14 protein-coding genes are annotated in these 16,736 nt (G+C 71.0%); 9 read left to right on the top strand and 5 right to left on the bottom strand.

Annotation, left to right across the window (positions count from 1 at the left end; genetic code table 11):
- Window positions 1-44: 44 nt before the first annotated feature.
- Window positions 45-773 (top strand): FadR/GntR family transcriptional regulator, encoded by a 729-nt coding sequence (locus tag KZC50_RS01910; protein WP_310890441.1) that lies wholly within the window; start codon window positions 45-47, stop codon window positions 771-773.
- 59 nt (window positions 774-832) lie between these two features.
- The gene (locus tag KZC50_RS01905) at window positions 833-2,329 is read left to right on the top strand and encodes a protein adenylyltransferase SelO (RefSeq protein WP_310890440.1); all 1,497 of its coding nucleotides are present in this window, start codon (window positions 833-835) and stop codon (window positions 2,327-2,329) included.
- 17 nt (window positions 2,330-2,346) lie between these two features.
- Here the strand turns inward: KZC50_RS01905 and KZC50_RS01900 are convergent, their stop codons facing one another.
- The gene (locus tag KZC50_RS01900) at window positions 2,347-3,054 is read right to left on the bottom strand and encodes a GOLPH3/VPS74 family protein (RefSeq protein ID WP_310890439.1); all 708 of its coding nucleotides are present in this window, start codon (window positions 3,052-3,054) and stop codon (window positions 2,347-2,349) included.
- A gap of 157 nt (window positions 3,055-3,211) precedes the next feature.
- Between KZC50_RS01900 and KZC50_RS01895 the strand changes: the two genes are divergently transcribed.
- Window positions 3,212-4,060 carry a TspO-related membrane protein gene (locus KZC50_RS01895; protein WP_310890438.1) on the top strand — a complete coding sequence of 283 codons (849 nt, stop codon included), beginning with the start codon at window positions 3,212-3,214 and terminating at the stop codon, window positions 4,058-4,060.
- A 14-nt stretch (window positions 4,061-4,074) separates the two neighbouring features.
- Here KZC50_RS01895 and KZC50_RS01890 read toward each other — a convergent pair whose 3' ends face one another.
- Window positions 4,075-4,275 carry a glycine zipper domain-containing protein gene (locus KZC50_RS01890; RefSeq protein WP_310890437.1) on the bottom strand — a complete coding sequence of 67 codons (201 nt, stop codon included), beginning with the start codon at window positions 4,273-4,275 and terminating at the stop codon, window positions 4,075-4,077.
- Between the two features lie 41 nt (window positions 4,276-4,316).
- Window positions 4,317-8,087 carry a rhamnogalacturonan lyase family protein gene (locus KZC50_RS01885; protein WP_310890436.1) on the bottom strand — a complete coding sequence of 1,257 codons (3,771 nt, stop codon included), beginning with the start codon at window positions 8,085-8,087 and terminating at the stop codon, window positions 4,317-4,319.
- 259 nt (window positions 8,088-8,346) lie between these two features.
- Here KZC50_RS01885 and KZC50_RS01880 point away from each other — a divergent pair, with 259 nt between their 5' ends.
- Genes KZC50_RS01880 through KZC50_RS01855 form a run of 6 tightly spaced genes read left to right on the top strand, consistent with a single transcriptional unit; the run spans window position 8,347 to window position 15,145 of the window.
- Window positions 8,347-9,276 (top strand): ATP-binding cassette domain-containing protein, encoded by a 930-nt coding sequence (locus KZC50_RS01880; RefSeq protein WP_310890435.1) that lies wholly within the window; start codon window positions 8,347-8,349, stop codon window positions 9,274-9,276.
- A gap of 5 nt (window positions 9,277-9,281) precedes the next feature.
- Complete coding sequence (locus tag KZC50_RS01875; protein WP_310890434.1) at window positions 9,282-10,118, top strand: ABC transporter permease; 837 nt, start codon at window positions 9,282-9,284, stop codon at window positions 10,116-10,118.
- Complete coding sequence (locus KZC50_RS01870; protein ID WP_310890433.1) at window positions 10,115-11,296, top strand: sensor histidine kinase; 1,182 nt, start codon at window positions 10,115-10,117, stop codon at window positions 11,294-11,296. Before KZC50_RS01875 ends, KZC50_RS01870 begins: the two co-directional genes overlap by 4 nt.
- A complete protein-coding gene (locus KZC50_RS01865) occupies window positions 11,296-11,976 on the top strand; it encodes a response regulator transcription factor (RefSeq protein ID WP_310890432.1) in 681 nt (226 codons plus the stop codon). The genes KZC50_RS01870 and KZC50_RS01865 overlap by 1 nt, the downstream gene beginning before the upstream one ends.
- A gap of 37 nt (window positions 11,977-12,013) precedes the next feature.
- Window positions 12,014-12,496, top strand: coding sequence for a DUF4916 domain-containing protein (locus tag KZC50_RS01860; RefSeq protein WP_310890431.1), 483 nt, complete (start codon window positions 12,014-12,016; stop codon window positions 12,494-12,496).
- Window positions 12,497-12,550: 54 nt separating this feature from the next.
- On the top strand, window positions 12,551-15,145 hold the full coding sequence (locus KZC50_RS01855) for a LuxR C-terminal-related transcriptional regulator (protein WP_310890430.1): 2,595 nt from the start codon (window positions 12,551-12,553) through the stop codon (window positions 15,143-15,145).
- Between the two features lie 52 nt (window positions 15,146-15,197).
- On the opposite strand, the gene KZC50_RS01850 is transcribed toward KZC50_RS01855, so the two are convergent.
- Window positions 15,198-15,695 carry a hypothetical protein gene (locus KZC50_RS01850; protein WP_310890429.1) on the bottom strand — a complete coding sequence of 166 codons (498 nt, stop codon included), beginning with the start codon at window positions 15,693-15,695 and terminating at the stop codon, window positions 15,198-15,200.
- Window positions 15,696-15,959: 264 nt separating this feature from the next.
- Complete coding sequence (locus KZC50_RS01845; RefSeq protein ID WP_310890428.1) at window positions 15,960-16,670, bottom strand: spermidine synthase; 711 nt, start codon at window positions 16,668-16,670, stop codon at window positions 15,960-15,962.
- Between the last annotated feature and the right edge of the window lie 66 nt (window positions 16,671-16,736).

The raw sequence follows: 16,736 nt of genomic DNA, 5'->3' as shown, positions 1-16,736 counted from the left end.
CAATTGCAAGCGAAGATGCCGGTATTTGTGGGTAGGTTGTTCGCATGCCCGCCTACTCCGACGACCGTTCGGCCGAGATCGCCTCGGGTCTGCGCGCCGTCCCGGCGGGCTCGCCGGTCTCGGAGGTCGCCCGGCGGCTGCTCGATCTCTTCACCAGCGGATCGATCGCCCCCGGCGCGCGGCTCCCTCCCGAGCGGCACCTCTCCGCGACGCTCGAAGTCGGCAGATCGGCGGTGCGCGAGGCGCTCGCCGCGCTGGAGATCCTCGGCATCGTCGATGTGCGCCCGGGTTCGGGCACGTACCTGCGCGGCACCGCGAGCGAGCTGCTTCCGCAGACACTCCGCTGGGGGCTGCTCATCGGCGAGCGCAACACCGCCGAGCTGCTCGAGCTGCGCTCGGGACTCGAGATCTTCGTGGCCCGGTTGGCGGCGCAGCGCGTCGACGCGTCGGCGCTGGAGCGTCTGCGCGAGAGCGTCACGCGCATGCGCGACGGTGTGGACGACCTCGCGGCCTTCGCGCGTGCCGATCGCGACTTCCACCTCGCGCTCGCAGAAGCGGTCGGCAACGACGTGATCGTCGATCAGCTCGACGTCGTCCGTTCGCTCCTGCGCGTCTACGCCGATCGGGCGGTGCACGACACGGATGCCGCGCGCATCGCCGTCTCCGAGCACGCTGACGTCCTCGCCGCGATCGAACGCCACGACGCGGACGCCGCGGCCTCGGCGATGGCGATCCACATGGCCACGGCATCCGCTCGCCTCTCCGACGCCTGACTCCCGCCCCCGCCCCCTCCCGCGGCCAACGGGACGGAGCCCCGACGTACGCTCGAGGGATGACCCCGACCGCCCGGACCGCGCCCGCGACACTCACGCACCGGTTCGCCGACGCGGTGCCGGAGATGGCGGTCGCGTGGCGGGCGGATGTACCGCCGGCGCCGGCGCTCCTCGTCCTCGACGATGCGCTCGCGACCGAGCTCGGCCTCGATCCGGCATTCCTCCGCACCCCGGCGGGCCTGGGGTTCCTCACCGGCACCGCCCTGCCCGACGGCGCGCAGCCGGTCGCGCAGGCCTACGCCGGGCACCAGTTCGGCGGCTACAACCCCCGGCTCGGTGACGGGCGCGCCCTCCTCCTCGGCGAGCTCACCGCGCGCGACGGCGCGACCCACGACCTCCACCTGAAGGGGTCCGGACCGACGCCCTTCGCCCGCGGCGGCGACGGATTCGCCGCGGTCGGGCCGATGCTCCGCGAATACGTCGTCAGCGAGGCGATGCACGCGCTCGGCATCCCGACAACGCGCGCGCTCGCGGTCGTCGCGACCGGCCGGGATGTCGTCCGCGAGCAGATCCTCCCCGGCGCCGTCCTCGTCCGCACCGCCTCCAGCCATCTCCGCGTCGGCAGCGTCGTGTTCGCGAACGCGACCGGCGACCGCGACGTGCTCGAACGCCTCGTCGACCACGCGATCGAGCGCCACGACCCCGGCATCGACCCCGAGACAGCCGCCGCCACCCCGACCGACCGCGCCCGCGCGCTCCTCGACGTCGTCATCGCCCGCCAGGCCGACCTCATCGCGCGGTGGATGCTCGTCGGCTTCGTCCACGGCGTGATGAACACCGACAACATGACGCTCTCGGGCGAGACGATCGACTACGGCCCGTGCGCGTTCCTGGACGCCTTCGACCCCGGCGCGGTCTTCAGCTCCATCGACCGGCAGGGCCGCTACGCGTACGGCAACCAGCCCGGCGTCGGCGAGTGGAACCTCGCCCGCCTCGCCGAAGCCCTTCTCCCGCTCCTCGCCGACGACACGGATGCCGCGATCTCGGTCGCCCAGGACGCCCTCGACGCGTATCGCCCGGCCTACAACGCGGCGTGGTCGGCCGGCATCCGCGCCAAGCTCGGTCTCGGCGCCGCCCACGAGGGCCGCGACGAGGACGCCGTGCCGTCGCTCGTCTCGGACCTCTTCGACCTCCTGGCGTTCGCCCGCGCCGATTACACGCTCTTCTTCCGGCACCTCGCCACGGCCGCCCGCGGCGATACGGACCCCCTCCGCGACCTCGTCGCGGATCCCGGTCCGCTGGACCTGTGGCTCGCGCGCTGGCTCGCCCTCGCCCCCGATCCGGAGGCGATGGACCGCGTCAACCCGCTCTACATCCCCCGCAACCACCTCGTCGAGGAGGCGCTCGCCGCGGCATCCGACACCGGCGATCTGACGCTGCTCCACCGGCTGACGGATGCCGTCCGCTCGCCGTTCACCGAACGCCTCGGTCTCGAGCGCTACGCCGAGCCCGCTCCCGACGCCTTCGGACCGTACGTCACGTACTGCGGCACCTGACCGGACCTGCCGGCGCCTCACGGGCGGCTCGAGACCACCCCCGCGATGACGAGGGAGCTCGCGACACCGGCGAGGACCGTGCGGGCGACGGCGGATGCCGCGGCGGCGGCGCCCCAGTCGCCCTGCTCGAATGCCTTCCCCCGGGTGTACACGGCCGAGGTCCACGGGATCTCACGGTCGAACCAGGGCAGGGTGTCGCTGGCGGACAGGAGTCCCGCGAGTGCGGCGGTGCGGGCGTCGGGCTCCGCCCCGTCGACGAGTGCCGCGCGCACCGCATCGAGGAGCCGGGCGCGACGATCTCCGCCGAGCGTGTAGTGCGTCGAGGAGAAGACGCCGAGGGTTCTGCGGGTCTCGGCCCGCAGCTCGCCGCGCGCGACCAGGCGCTCGAGGGTCGGTTCGCGCAGGTTCGGCCCGACCGCCGCGAGCACCGTCTGCACGTCGCGGGGCTTCTTCTGCAGGTAGTCCCAGACCGGGGCGAGAAGCTCGTCCGCCGGTCGCTCGTCCGCCGTCGTCGAGACGGGCCGAGCGAACAGGCGCGTGTCGTCGACGTCGACGGCCCCGGTCAGGGCGAGGTCGGCGACGGCGGCGCCGCCGAGGACGTAGTAGAGGATGTTCTCCCCGGCGATGGTTCCGGAATCCGGTTGGAACAGCAGCAGCAGCACGTCCTCGACGAGGGAGGGCTCGGTGGGGATCGGCTCGGCGGAGGGGGATCGGTCAGCGCTCATGACTCCAGGGAACACCGTGTTCCCACCACAGGGTCAAGCTGCGCGCAACCCCCTGCATCCGTCCGGCCTTGCGAGTAGGAAGAGATAAGAGAGACTCTCGCCCACCGCGCCCGACGGCGCCGCTCGCCCCGAGCTGATCGACCCAGAGGAGCCACCCGTGTCCACGACAGCGAAGACGCGCGCCGACCGCCGCGACGGCACCGCCCCCTCGCGGGGGATCGCGCAGCAGATCATCATCCTCGTGAGCTCCGTCCTCGCGATCGTCGCCGCCTTCATCGGGTCGGGGGCGTTCTTCGGGACGCCGATCCAGGAGGCGGCGGGCGGGTTCCTGAACTCCGACTCGACGCTCATCGCGCCCGGTACCGGCGCATTCCGGATCTGGAGCGTCATCTACACGGGCATGCTCGCGTACGCGATCTGGCAGGCCCTCCCCGCGCAGCGGAACGATGCGCGGCAGGCGCGCATCGGCTGGTGGGTGGCGGCATCCCTGATTCTCAACGCCATCTGGATCGGTGTCGTCCAGGCCGACCTCCTGTGGCTGAGCCTTCCGGTCATCGCCGCGCTGCTGGCGGTCCTCTGCCGCATCTTCGTGATCCTCCGCCGCACCACCCCGAAGAACAAGGTCGAGATCGTCGTCGCCGACGGCGCCATCGGCCTCTACCTCGGGTGGGTCATCATCGCCACCGCCGCGAACGCGACCGCGATCCTCGTCGCGACCGGCTTCGACGGCTTCGGTATCGCGCCGGAGTTCTGGTCGTCGCTCGTGCTCGGTGTCGCAGCGATCATCGGCATCGCGCTCGCCTTCTGGGGCGGTGGCCGCATCGCGCCGGCCCTGTCGCTCAGCTGGGGTGTCGCGTGGGTCGCCGTCGCGCGGTTCACCGACGAGCCCTACTCGCCCGCGACCGGTGTCGCCGCGATCGTCGCGGTGGTCCTCATCGTCGTCGCGACGGTGGTAGCTCGCATCCGCCACGACCGCGCCCGCCGCCGAAGCGCCGTCACCCGCTGACGGATGCCCGCCCGCTAGTCGTCGCTTCCTCGTGCGCGTCCGCGCGCATCGACGATGACGCCGATGACGATCCCGGCCAGCAGTCCGAGGCTCGCTCCGATCGCGATGCTGTCGAGGATGAGAAGCCCGAACACTGCGCCGAGAGGGAGCCCCAGTGCGAGCCCGAGGGCGATGCCGTTCGAGCGCTTGTCGGTCGCGTCATCGGAGTCGGCCATGTCCCCACGCTAGCCGGGGTGTCCCCCTACCGCACGGCCCCCTATCGCACGGTCACCGTCACCGGAGCGGATGCCGTCTCTCCGGCGGCGTTGCGGAACACCGCCACGAGCTCATGGGTGCCCGCCGCGACGCCCTCGAGCTCCACCCGCACGCGCTGGGCCGAGGGGGTCGCGGCGGCGAGCTCGCCGGAGTCGACGACCTCGCCGTCGAGCAGGAGGTCGTACGCGTCGGCGTTGGTGCCCCACCAGAGGTTCGCCGTCACCGTGAAGTCGCCGTCCCGATCCCAGTTGTCGTGGGACACGACCGGCTTGCCCGGGGCTGCGGCGTTCACGACGACCGTCGTCGACGTCGTCTCCGTCACACCCTGCGCGTTGACGAGCTCGGCGGTGTACACGTAGCGGCCGTTGGGCTTGCCCTCGATGCGGAGCCCCGTCGTCTGCGACATCCCCGCGGTCGGCTCGAGCACGCGGGTCTCGATCAGCTCGCCGTTCTCGAACAGGCGGAACACCGTCCCCGGCACGCCCCACCACAGGTTCATCACGACGTCGTAGTTCCCGTCGTGGAGGCCGTAGTCCCACCCGCTCGTGTTCGAGAGGGCGCCGCGTCCGGGAGCGGCGGTGAACGGATCACCGGGCACGAGCAGCACGGTCGAGGTCTCGGTCGCCTCGAGCCCGGCGTTGTTCACCGCGGTGGCGGTGACCTCCACCTCGCGCCCGTCGCCCTCGAGCCCGAGATCCGACACGACCACCTCGCCGGATGCCGGCACCTCGACGCCGTCGACGGTGACGACGAGCGTCCGCACACCGCTCTCCGGGTCGTCTGCGGTCACCGCCAGGGCGAGCGGGTCGTCGACTGAGACGATGCCCGACGGCATCCCGTCGATCACCGGCGCGGACTCGTCCGCCGCGGGCGCACCGACGTACGAGATGGCGGCCGCGGGCGGCTCCTCCATCCCGGCGCCGAGGAAGAACGACGGGTTCGGCGGCTGGTTGTACGCGGAGTTCTGGTTCGCCACAGCCAGCCGATACTGCGAGTCGTGCATGAGGGTCGGGATCCGCGTGTCCGCGACATCCGTCGTCGTGTGGATGCGGATGCCGCTGCCATCGGCGAGCCGCACCGCGACCTCCTCGCGCCAGTCGCCGAAGAGGTCGGCCTGGATGACGGGATTGCCCTTGGTGGTGTTGTTCGTCAGCGTCCCCTCGAAGCGGGCGATCTCGACCTCCTCCTGCGCCGCCGGGTCCCATTTCGAGATCGTCGGGACCCCCGCAGAGATGGCGGTGTCGTAGTCGTGGTCGGTGATCTCCCGTGTGAGGTCGCCGTCCCACCAGGTGACGAAGTTCGCCGCGGGGATGTCGTTCGAGAGCACCGCGCCGTCGGCGGCGTTGAGGGTACCCACGCGGGAGTTCCACGCGAAGTCCCCGCCGATGTTCCACGCCTCCGCACCGGGAGAGGTCGGGTCGATGTCGGCGGCGGTGCCGCGGCCGGTGTCGCGGCTGCCCTCGTTTGCCCAGAGGATCTCGCCGGTCTCGGCGTCGCGCATCGCGGCGATGATGCCGCCGTTGCCGCTCGGGCTCTCGAAGACGCTGTAGACCTCCAGGCCCGGGCGGTCGGTGACGAAGTCGCCGACGTGCTGCGCGTCGCCGTGGAAGAGGCGCGAGTTGTACAGCGGCGTGCCGTCGTCATCGATCGTCAGGGCGCCGAAGACGATCTCGTCGAGACCGTCGCGGTCGACGTCGGCGACGGTGAACTGGTGGTTGCCCTGCCCCTCGTACTGCGCGCCCGCCGCGTCGGAGTCGAACGTCCAGCGCTCGACGAGCCGTCCGTCCACGAGGTCCCACGCGACGACGACGCTGCGGGTGTAATAGCCGCGGCTCATCACCAGCGACGGGTTCTCGCCGTCGAGGTAGGCCACGCCCCCGAGGAACCGGTCGACGCGGTTGCCGTATCCGTCACCCCACGCGGCGACGTTGCCTCGGCCGGGCAGGTAGTCGACGGTGTCGATCGCGGCGCCGGTCTCGCCGTCGAAGACGGTGAGGTACTCGGGGCCGGTGAGAATGTAGCCGCCGGAGTTCCGGTGGTCCGCGTCGGGGTCGCCGATGACGGTGCCCTCGCCGTCGATCGTGCCGTCGGCGGTCTTCACGGCGATCTCGGCACGGCCGTCGCTGTCGAGGTCGAACGCTTCGAGCTGGGTGTAGTGCGCACCGGCGCGGATGTTCCGCCCGAGGTCGATCCGCCACAGGCTCGTGCCGTCGAGACGCACCGCTTCGATGTAGACGTTGCCGGTGTAGCCGGACTGGGAGTTGTCCTTCGCATTGGAGGGGTTCCAGAGGAAGATCAGCTCGTACTGCCCGTCGCCGTCGAGATCGGCCACCGTGCCGTCGCCGGGGGCGTAGGTCGCGGTGCTGCCGTCGGGCATCGTCTGCGGCGCCGGGGTGTCCAGCGCGATGTCGAGGTACCCGGATGCCCACACCCCGAACTCGTCGGTCACCGAGACCTCGCGGTCGCCGATCTGCGCCGTGACGAGGTAAGTCGAATCGGCCGTGCCGTCGGGGTCGACGAGGTTGGTGGTCTCGGTGATCGGGGCGTCGGTGATCTTCACGCCGTCGCGGTAGACGGTGAACCCGAGGTCGCGGTCGTCGAGGCCGAGGAGGCGCCAGCCCAGGTAGACCCCGGCCTCCGTCGTCACCGCGACCGGGGAGCGGTCGAGGTACTCGACGTTACGCACCAGGGTGGTGGCGGCATCCGTCGCGTGCACCGCGGACTCCTCCGACGCACCGCCGGCGTTCACCGCGACCACGCGGTAGAGGTACGGGCGCGTGGTGAGGACATCCGTGTCGGTGTAGGTCGGCTCGCCCACGCGTGCGATCTCGGTGAAGGGGAGATCCTCGCGCGTGGAGCGGAACACCCGGTAGAGCGCGGCGCCCTCGACGCTGTCCCACGCGATGGTCACGCTGTTGCGCTCGATCGACGTCGTCACCAGCCCGGAGGGCTGCGCGGGTGGGGCAACCGAGGCGTCCGTGACCGAGGCCGTGACGCGCTCGCCGGTGCGGGAGGTCCGTTCGCCCTTCACCGTCGCCACGGCGTAGTCGTAGCTCTCGCCGAGCTCGACGTCGCTGTCGACGTACGTCGGGGGAGTGGCCGCGTCGAAGGGCGCCGCCACGGTGGCGATCTCGGCGAGCTCCCCGCCGGGGGTCGCGCGGGAGATCGTGTAGCCGGTGGCGCCGGCGACCGGCTCCCACCCGAGCGCGACGACGGGGACGTCGGCGTTCACGGAGGTGGCCAGCGCGAGCGGTGCGGGCAGGGGCGTCTGCACGAGGATGCCGTTGATCCGTCCGTCGCCGGATGCCGATATGGTGAGCTGTCCGTCGGCCACGACGATCTCGGGGAAGAACTCCTCGTGCACGTCGCCGCTCGCCGTCCGCGGGCCCGAGAACGCGGTGCCTTCGATGTCGAACGTCGTGCGGTTGCCGGCGATGAGGTCGCCCGCCCACGTCGTGACCTCGTAGGTGCCGTTGGGGACGTCGACGGCGAAGGTCGAGCTGCCGGCGATCGTGAAGTCGCGTGCGACGAGGTCGTCGCCGCCCCGGTCGCGGAACGCCCCCGGTGCGACGGTGAATCCGTAGCCGAGCTCTGCGCTGTAGGCCGATCCGGGGTGCACGCCGGTCCACCCCTCGGCGACAGGGGAAGCGGGTCCGCCGAAGTCGAAGCGCAGATCGATCTCCTCGTTCGCGGATGTCGGAGCCGTCACGATCCCGCCGGAGACGACGATCGCGCCTCCCGCCAGGGCGGCGATCGCGGTGCGGAACCTCATCGTACGTCGCAGAGCAGTCACTGAATCTCCCTCGAGTCAGTTAAGGAAAGCGTTTCCCAAGCTGTGTCCCATCTTGGCCCGTTCCGCAGTTTCGCGTCAAGGAATCCGCGGTTTCTCCCGCAGTTCTCATCCGCGCGAGGGCACGGAGGTCTCACGCGGGGCAGCACCTGGGTACTGCCTGCCCCCTCGTTTCGTGGACCGGGGCCCGATGTGCGCGGGTGTCGGCCTTCGTAGCGTCGTGGATGACGAAAGGAACGAGATGATTCGAGTTCACGCACTGACGAAGCGCTACGGCGCGAAGGTCGCGGTCGATGGGATCCACTTCGCCGTCGATCCCGGGAAGGTCACGGGCTTCCTCGGACCGAACGGCGCCGGGAAGTCCACGACCATGCGGATGCTGGTCGGCCTGGACCGTCCGACGGCGGGAACGGCTGAGGTCAACGGTCGCCCCTACGTGGATCTGCCCGCGCCGTTGCGGGAGGTCGGCGTGCTGCTGGACGCACGCTCGGCGCACAAGCACCGCACGGCGTACAAGCACCTTCTGGCGATCGCGGCGACGCACGGAATCGGCGCGGCGCGCGTGCGGGAGGTGATCAACCTGGCCGGCCTGGACGCGGTGGCCGGCAAACGCGTCGGCGGATTCTCCCTCGGCATGAACCAGAGGCTCGGCATCGCCGCGGCGTTGCTGGGGGACCCGCAGACGATCATCCTCGACGAGCCGGTCAACGGGCTCGACCCGGATGGGATCCTCTGGATCCGCGGCTTGTTGCGCCAGCTCGCGGCGGAGGGGCGGACGGTGCTGCTGTCCTCGCACCTGATGAGCGAGATGACGCAGACGGCTGATCACCTCCTCGTCATCGGGCGGGGCGCGATCCTCGCCGATGGGCCGCTCCACGAGGTGGTCGCGTCGGCGACCCGCTCGGTCGTGCGTGTCCGCACGCCCGAGGTCGAGCGGTTCACGCGCGCCGTGGCGGGACCGGGCGTGACCGTGACGGTAACGGCAGACGATGCGGTGGAGGTCACCGACCTCGACGCGCAGAGCATCGCGCGCACGGCGGCGGCGGCGGGCATCCTCTTGTTCGAGATCGCCGCCATCGAGGGATCCCTCGAGGACGCCTACCTTGCGCTCACCGCGCAGGACACCGAATATCGTGCGACGGTGCGCACACCGGATGGAGGAGGACGATGATGGCGATGACGACGAACCGCGGACGGGCGGATGCGCGGACGCGGCGCCCCCCGTTCACCGACGTTCTGCGCTCCGAGTGGATCAAGCTCTTCAGTCTTCCCGCGTTCGTCTTGAGTCTGATCGGGATCTTCCTGATCGGGGTGTCCGGCAGCCTGTTCCTCGGCCTCACCCTCGAATCGTCCGGGGTGCCCTCGGTCGCCTCGATCGAACGCACGATGGCGGACGTCACCGTCCCGACCGTCGTGATCGGGCAGATCATCGCCGGTGTCATCGGGGTGATGGTCATCTGCTCCGAGTATTCGTCGGGCGGCGTCCAGCCCACGTTCGTCGCGGTGCCCGACCGGTTGCGTGTTCTCTCCGCGAAGGCGATCGTCGCGTTCACCGCATCCACCGGTGTCGCCGTCATCACGGTGTTCACCGCCTGGGCGATCACGTATCCGCTGTATGCACCCTTCGGGCTCGACGCACCGCTGACGGCACCCGGGGTCCTCGTGGCGCTGATCAGCTCGGCGATGTACCTCGGGCTGTGCGCGCTGTTCGGTGTCGGGGTGGGGGCGCTCGTACGGTCGACGACCGCGGGGTCCGTCATCGTCTTTCTGACGACGCTGTTGCTGCCCGTCGCGGCTTCCCTGCTTCCGTACGGGTTGGCGTCGCGCGTTCTCCGTATCGTGCAACTCGGGAACGCGGGCGATGCGATGGCCAGAATAGGGGCGGAGGGCGGACCGTTCCTCGATCTGTGGACCGGACACATCAGTGTCGGCGCCGGCTGGCTCATCGCCGCGGTGTGGGCTGCCGTGGCCCTCGTCGCCGGTGCGATCGTGTTGAAGACGAGAGATGTATGACGAAGAGATCATCGCTGGGGGTCCTGGGCGTCTACGCGGCGATCTCGGTGATCCTCGGGTACCTCTCCCTCGAATCTCCTCTGCGGACGCCGGTCTCGTCGCTGCTGCTGCTGTTCGTCGGCGGGCTCGCGGTCATCCTGGCGGCGCAGCGGTATCCGGTCGCCGCCGTCGTCGGCGCGCTGGTCCTCCTGCCGGCGTCCTTCGCCGCCGGCTCGGGCGCCGAGGTCGTTCTGGTCGTCGCGGCGCTGTACGCGACCGCGGCGTCCGGACAGCCCCGACGCGCGTGGAGCGCGTTCGGTCTCGTCATCGCATCCTCCGCGGTGGCGGCGCTGATCCTGGCGTTCCGTGTCCGCGTCGGCCCGCCGCTTCTGGGCCTCGCCCCCCGCGCGGACAGCGACGCCTGGCCGCTCGACTGGCTCAGCGCCACCACCGTCGCGATCGTCATCGCGCTGATCTGCACGCTGGTGGGCCTGAACGTCGGACATCGACGGAACGAGCTGATTGCTCTCGTCGAGCGCGCCGATCAGTTGCGCCGCGAGCGGGATCAGGAATCGCATCTCGCCGCCGCCCGGGAACGCGAGCGGATCTCGCGCGAGATGCATGACGTGATCGCCCACAGCCTCGCGGTGATGATCGCCCTCGCGGATGGCGCCCAGGCATCCGTCGATTCCCGTCCGGAAGAGTCGCGGAGAGCGATCGGTCGCATCGCCGACACCGGTCGGCAGACGCTCTCCGAGATGCGGCGTCTGCTCACCGCGGTGCGCAACGACGAGGATGCCCTCCATCACTCGACCATGCCCCCCGGCGTCGATCGGCTTCCCGCGCTGATCGAAGAGGCGCGATCGGCCGGGTTGGCGATCCGTTTCGAGCAGACCGGAGTGCTCGCCGCCGACGCCGTGGTCGGACTCACCGTCTACCGGATCGTGCAGGAGGCGCTGACGAACGTGCTCCGCCACGCGCGCGGGGTGCGCGAGGTGCGGGTGACCCTCGCCGTCACCGACGACGACGTGTCGATCCTCGTCGAAGACCTCTCCGATCCCGCGCCCCCCGGCACCGATCCCGGGCGAGGGCTCGTCGGCATCCGGGAGCGGGCCGCCTTCTACGATGGTCACGTCGAGACCGGCCCCCGCCCGGGCGGCGGGTGGCGGGTGTTCGCGCACCTTCGGATGGAGTCCTGATGACCGCAGAGGATGCCCGGATCCGCGTCCTGATCGTCGACGATCAGGAGCTCGTCCGCTACGGGCTGCGGCTCGTGCTCGAGGCCGAGGACGACATCGACGTGGTCGGCGAGGCATCCGACGGTGCGGAGGCGGTCGACGCGGCGGTGACGCTCTCGCCCGATGTCGTCCTCATGGATGTGCGGATGCCGGGCACCGACGGCATCGCCGCGACGCGTGATCTCGCGACGCGGCTGCCGCGGGTGCGGGTGCTGGTGCTCACGACGTACGACCTCGACGAGGTGGCGTTCGGGGCGCTGCGGGCGGGCGCGGCGGGGTTCCTGCTCAAGAACACGCGTCCGGCGGAACTCGTCGGGGCGATCCGCACCGTCGCGCGCGGCGATGCCGTCACGTCCGCACGGCTGACGTCGCGGCTGATCGAGGTGGCGCTTCCGCGGCTCGCGCCGCGCGACGACCGGGCTCAGCGCGAGAGGCTCTCGAGCCTCACCGATCGCGAGTGTGACGTGTTCCTCCTCGTCGGGCGCGGGCGGACCAACGCGGAGATCGCGCGGGAGCTCCATCTCAGCGAGTCGACCGTGAAGGCCCATTTCGGTCGGATCCTCACGAAGCTCGATCTGCCGAGTCGCGTTCAGGCGGTCATCCTGGCGTACGAGCTGGGCGTCGTGGGCGCCGACGACTGAACGCGGGTGCCGCCGGCATCCGCGCGAGAATCGACGCATGACGTTCCTCCCCGCCGATCTGTATGCCCGGATCGAGGAGTCCATGCCCATCGCCTGCGTCGACTTCGTGCCCGTGCGCGAGGTCGACGGACGTCGCGAGATCGGTCTCATCCTGCGCGATTCTCCGCACGGTCGCGTGTGGTGCCACCTGGGTGGTCGCATTCAGCGCGGCGAGACGATCGCCGTCGCGATCCGTCGCCACTGTGTCGACACCCTCGGCCTCGAGCCCGTCCTGTCGCTGAACCCGCAGCCCGCGTACGTCTACGAGTGGTTTCCGCCCTCCGTTGCTCCGACGGACGGCACCGTCTTCGGCGACGATCCCCGCAAGCACGCGATCGGCCTGTCGTTCACGATCGCGCTCGAGGGCGACCCGCAGCCCCAGGAGGAGGCCCTCGACTTCGCCTTCTTCCCCACGGATGCCCTGCCCGACGACCTCTGGCCCGGATGCCGCGTCCTGTTCGAGCGGATGGGCCTGGGCTGATCTCCTGTTCCCGCAGGGGCGCCCCGGTGCTCCAGACATCGATAGCGTCGGGGTGTGACCGCCGAAGGCCCCACCCCGTCGTGGCCGCTCGCCGCGCGCCCCGATCTCGTCGAGGATGTCGTGCGGCGGATGAGCGCTCGCCCCTCGCGCGCCCAGCTGCTGTCGGGCGGCACGGGGGTCGGGAAGACAACCCTTGCTCGCGCGATCGTCGCCGCGGTGCAGTGTGGGGGTCGGGTCGTGGTGCCGATCATCGGCGTCGCCGAGCTGCAGGGTGTTCCGGCGGCAGCGCTCGCCCCTGTGCTGACGACGAACGTCGGCGACGACGACGAATCGATCACGATCGGTGATCGCGTGCACCGCTTCGTCGCCACCGTTGGGGCGGGTGCGTCGCGCTATGTCCTCGCGGTCGATGACGTCTCGCTCGTCGACGACGTCACGGCCGGTGTGGTCTATCAGCTCGTTCGCGTCTTCGGGGTACCGGCCGTGTTCACCGACCGCGTCGAGCGGGCGCTGTCGGCGACCGTCGCGCGGCTCGACGCCGAGGGGTTGCTCGATCGCGTCGAGGTTCCCCCACTGGCCCCGGCGCAGGTCGTCGCGCTCGCGGAGGAGTACCTCGGTGACCCTCTGCATCCGGATGCCGCTCGCCGCCTCGCGGACGCCAGTGCGGGCAATCCGCTCGTGCTCCGCGAACTGCTGATGACCGCCTCGCGGGAGGGACGCGTTCACCCCACCCCGGTCGGCCTGGACATCGAGGAGGTCCGACTCGCACCGCACGTCCTCGACTCCGCCCGGGCGCACCTCGCGCCGCTGTCCCCGTCCGAGCGGGAGCTCGCCGAACTGCTGGCGCTGGCGCAGCCGTGGACGGTGGACCTCGCATCCGCCATCGACGATCGGGCTCTCCGGAACCTCGTGTCTCGTGCCGTCGTTCGGGAGACCGTCGATGCCGGCCGGCGCCGGGTGCGCCTCGCGCACCCTCTCCTCACCGAGGCGCTTCTCGCCGATCTCGATCCCGAGCGGCGCATCCAGCTCGTCCGGCGCGCGGCGGAGGCGCTCCGCTCCACCGGGGACCAGGACGATCGCCGCACGGCGATCCACCTCCTCCCTGAGGGGGACGCGGATGCCGCAGAGCTCGAGTGGGCCGCTCAGGCGGCCGCATCCGCGGGCGACCCCGAGACGGCACTGCGCCTGGCCGACGCCGCCGATCGTCTCCGCCCCACGGCTGTCGCCGCTCTCGTCCGCGCAGTGGCGCTCTCGGCGCTCGACCGCGCCGCCGACGCGGCGTTCGTCGCGGCGTCCGACCGGGCCGACAGTGATGAGGTGCGTGCCATCGTGGCGTTGCGGCACGGACAGCACCTCGCCTACCGCCGTCGCGACCCGCATGCCGCGGCCGATTTGGCTCGCGGGGTCATCGATCGCATCGATCCGGAAGCGAGTGGTGCCCTCGCCGCCGAAGCCGCGAAGTGGCGCGCAATGGCCGGCGACGTGGCGTCCTATGAGCCGTCGGCCGTGCAGTCCTCCCTCGCGCAGCTGGGCGGTGTGCTCACCGAGGCGATGTTCGCGACGATGGGCGGGAGCATCGCGCAGGCGCAGGCGGCGATCGACCGCGGCCGGCCGCTGGCCGACCGGCATCGCGCCGAACTGCCGCACGCCGAGAGCCTGCTCGCTCTCTCGCAGTTCCTCGTCTTCGTCGGGTCCGGCGACATCGGCAGTGCACGGGTGCTCGCCGAGGGGCGGCGGCTCGACGGAGAGGCGGATGCCGCCGGTCTGTGGACCTACACACTCGCCCTCATCGCCCTCCACGGGGGGCGTCACGATGACGCGTTCGATCTGGCACGGCTCGCGGTGCGACTGCTGGAATGGCGCGATTTCACCGGTCTGGTGGACGTGGCTCGAGCACTCGCCCGCACCTGCGCGGCCATGAGCGGTGACGACGCGTCCGCGGTGCGGGACTCCTCCGGCGGCCCCGCGCCGACGGAGGCGAAGGCGGTCCTGCAGCTCGCCGAGGCCGACGCATGGACGGCCGCGCGTGCCGGTCGCGATGACGAGGCCGTCGCGATCCTCCGCGCCGCGGTGGAGGAGGGGGTGCGCCAGCGCCACCATGTCCTCGCCGCGCTCACGGCGTCTACGGCGATCCGGCTGGGTCGCGCGCGTGATGTCGTCGATCTCCTCGAGAGTGCCGCCGATGCGGGCGGAGCACCGCTCTGCGTCCTTCTCGCCGATGTCGCGCGCGCCCGGGCTCGGGGTGATTACGCGCGCTGCGTGGACCTTCTGCCGTCGCTTCGTCGCGCGGGCCTCCTCGGCGTCGCGCGTCGCATCGCGGAGGATGCGGGGGTGCGGGCGGGGCAGGGTCGGGCGCGCACGCAGGGGCGGATCGCCGCAGCCGACCTCGCGGCGCTCACGTCCGCGGATCCGCTGCGCCTTCCCGGCACCGGCGGAAGCGTGGACGAGATGATGCTGTCGCCCCGGGAATGGCAGATCGCGCGTGCCGCGGCGATGCGACGGCGCAGTCGCGAGATCGCCGCCGAGCTCGGCCTCTCGGTGCGAACGGTCGACAACCACCTCGCGCGGGTCTACCGCAAGCTCGGTGTCTCCGGACGCGACGACCTCGCGACGCTGCTCGATGCGGACGATCCCTCGGCTGCGCGCTGAGCGCCGCCGCCCCCCCCGGGCGGCGCTCAGCGGGTCTCAGGTCCGCCCGCGATCAGGAAGTCACGGGCGTGATCGTGTACGAGACCGTGATCCCTTCGTCGGAGACGGTCCATCCGTAGACGACGCTCCACTCGGCGGACTTCAGGACCAGCCCCTTCAGCTCGCCGTAGTCGGTCTCGCTGAGGACCTCGAAGCCGGACGCGGCGAGTTCGTCCGCGGTCGCGCGCGCGGCGTCTTCGCTGTCGACCTCGACCGACAGGCTGAAGCTGTCGCCCATCTTGATCGCCGAGAAGAGGCGCCCCTCCGGCACCGGGAGTCCCGGCCAGTCCGCCGGCAGCGTGACGCCGTCGCCCGTGGCGTCGACATCCACGTCGAGATCCTCGCCGCTCTGTTCCGCGACCTGCTCGACCACCCCTTCGACGATGTTCTCCGGCGTCGGCACAAGTGAGGCGCATCCGACGAGTCCGGCCAGGAGGACGGGGCTCATCACGAGGAGCGAGAGCGCGCGGCTGCGACGCGGGCGGGCAGGAGAGAGGGAGTGTTCGGGCATGGGTCCGATCCTGCGCGGGCCCGCCCTACGCCGGCAATGAGTAGAGATTGCTCATCCGGCTACCCAAGCGCCACGGGTTCGACGGAAACCACTCGGTCGCCGTTGCTGCCACGCCTGCTGCCGGGGCCCGGCCGGTGATGAGCCGCAACGCGGTGAAGAACGCGGGAGATTCGGTCGTGTCGGCGGCGTGTCGCGCCCGAAAACGTTGATTTCTCCCCGGGGTTTCACATCACGGTCCGACGCGATCGGATCCCCGGAGACCCCTCACGCCTCCGAGGTCGTGGCGACGTAGACGGTGTTCGCCGATGTCCCGCCGGTGAGGCGGTTGGCGAATCGCACCTCGTGAGCCGCGGCCGTGCCGAACACCGTCTCGAGGTCACGCAGGAACGGCTCGTCGGTCGGATCGTCCGACCACAGCGCGAACACGCCGCCGGGTCGCAGATGTTCGCGGAGCGCGGTGAGCCCCGGGACCGTGTAGAGGTCGGCGTGGCTCGGGTCGAGCGTGTGGCGGGGCGAGTGGTCGACGTCGAGCAGGATGACGTCGTACACCCGGTCGTCGGCGCCGGGCGTACGACGCGCGACGGCGAAGAAGTCGTCGTGGATGAGGGTCGTCCGCTCGTCCCGCACGAGCGTCGCCGACACGGGGAGAAGCTCGCGTCGGTGCCAGTCGATGACCGCCGGCAGTGCGTCGATGACGTCGACGCGCTGTACGCGCGCGTCGGCCAGCGCCGTGACCGCGGTGTATCCGAGTCCCAGTCCGCCGACGAGCACGTCGAGACGGTCGCCGGATGCCGCGGCCAGGCCGAGCGTCGACAGCTCCTCCTCCGCGACGGTGAAGAGGCTCGACATGAGGAACTCCTCGCCGAGCTTCACCTCGTAGATGAGCTCTCCCGTGGCGGGATCCGTCCGTCGCCGCAGGGTCAGGTCGCCCATGCGGGTCGGCTGCCAGTCCAGTTCTTCGATCCGAGCGATCATCGCACTCCTCATCGGTCGTCGACCCCACGCTATGCCCGCGAGACCCGCAGCGCCGCCCTCATTCAT

The organism is Microbacterium aurantiacum, from assembly GCF_031625015.1.
GTDB classification, from domain to species: domain Bacteria; phylum Actinomycetota; class Actinomycetes; order Actinomycetales; family Microbacteriaceae; genus Microbacterium; species Microbacterium aurantiacum.
Note: the sequence above shows the minus strand (reverse complement) of the source record. Positions and strands in the feature narration are given on the sequence as shown.

Excerpts from the sequence above, each read along its gene's own strand:
- KZC50_RS01865 (WP_310890432.1), top strand. The coding sequence starts at position 11,296 with ATGACCGCAGAGGATGCCCGGATCCGCGTCCTGATCGTCGACGATCAG.
- KZC50_RS01870 (WP_310890433.1), top strand. The coding sequence starts at position 10,115 with ATGACGAAGAGATCATCGCTGGGGGTCCTGGGCGTCTACGCGGCGATC.
- KZC50_RS01885 (WP_310890436.1), bottom strand. The coding sequence starts at position 8,087 with ATGAGGTTCCGCACCGCGATCGCCGCCCTGGCGGGAGGCGCGATCGTC.
- KZC50_RS01900 (WP_310890439.1), bottom strand. The coding sequence starts at position 3,054 with ATGAGCGCTGACCGATCCCCCTCCGCCGAGCCGATCCCCACCGAGCCC.
- KZC50_RS01905 (WP_310890440.1), top strand. The coding sequence starts at position 833 with ATGACCCCGACCGCCCGGACCGCGCCCGCGACACTCACGCACCGGTTC.
- KZC50_RS01910 (WP_310890441.1), top strand. The coding sequence starts at position 45 with ATGCCCGCCTACTCCGACGACCGTTCGGCCGAGATCGCCTCGGGTCTG.
- KZC50_RS01880 (WP_310890435.1), top strand. The coding sequence starts at position 8,347 with ATGATTCGAGTTCACGCACTGACGAAGCGCTACGGCGCGAAGGTCGCG.
- KZC50_RS01860 (WP_310890431.1), top strand. The coding sequence starts at position 12,014 with ATGACGTTCCTCCCCGCCGATCTGTATGCCCGGATCGAGGAGTCCATG.
- KZC50_RS01845 (WP_310890428.1), bottom strand. The coding sequence starts at position 16,670 with ATGATCGCTCGGATCGAAGAACTGGACTGGCAGCCGACCCGCATGGGC.
- KZC50_RS01875 (WP_310890434.1), top strand. The coding sequence starts at position 9,282 with ATGACGACGAACCGCGGACGGGCGGATGCGCGGACGCGGCGCCCCCCG.
- KZC50_RS01850 (WP_310890429.1), bottom strand. The coding sequence starts at position 15,695 with ATGCCCGAACACTCCCTCTCTCCTGCCCGCCCGCGTCGCAGCCGCGCG.
- KZC50_RS01890 (WP_310890437.1), bottom strand. The coding sequence starts at position 4,275 with ATGGCCGACTCCGATGACGCGACCGACAAGCGCTCGAACGGCATCGCC.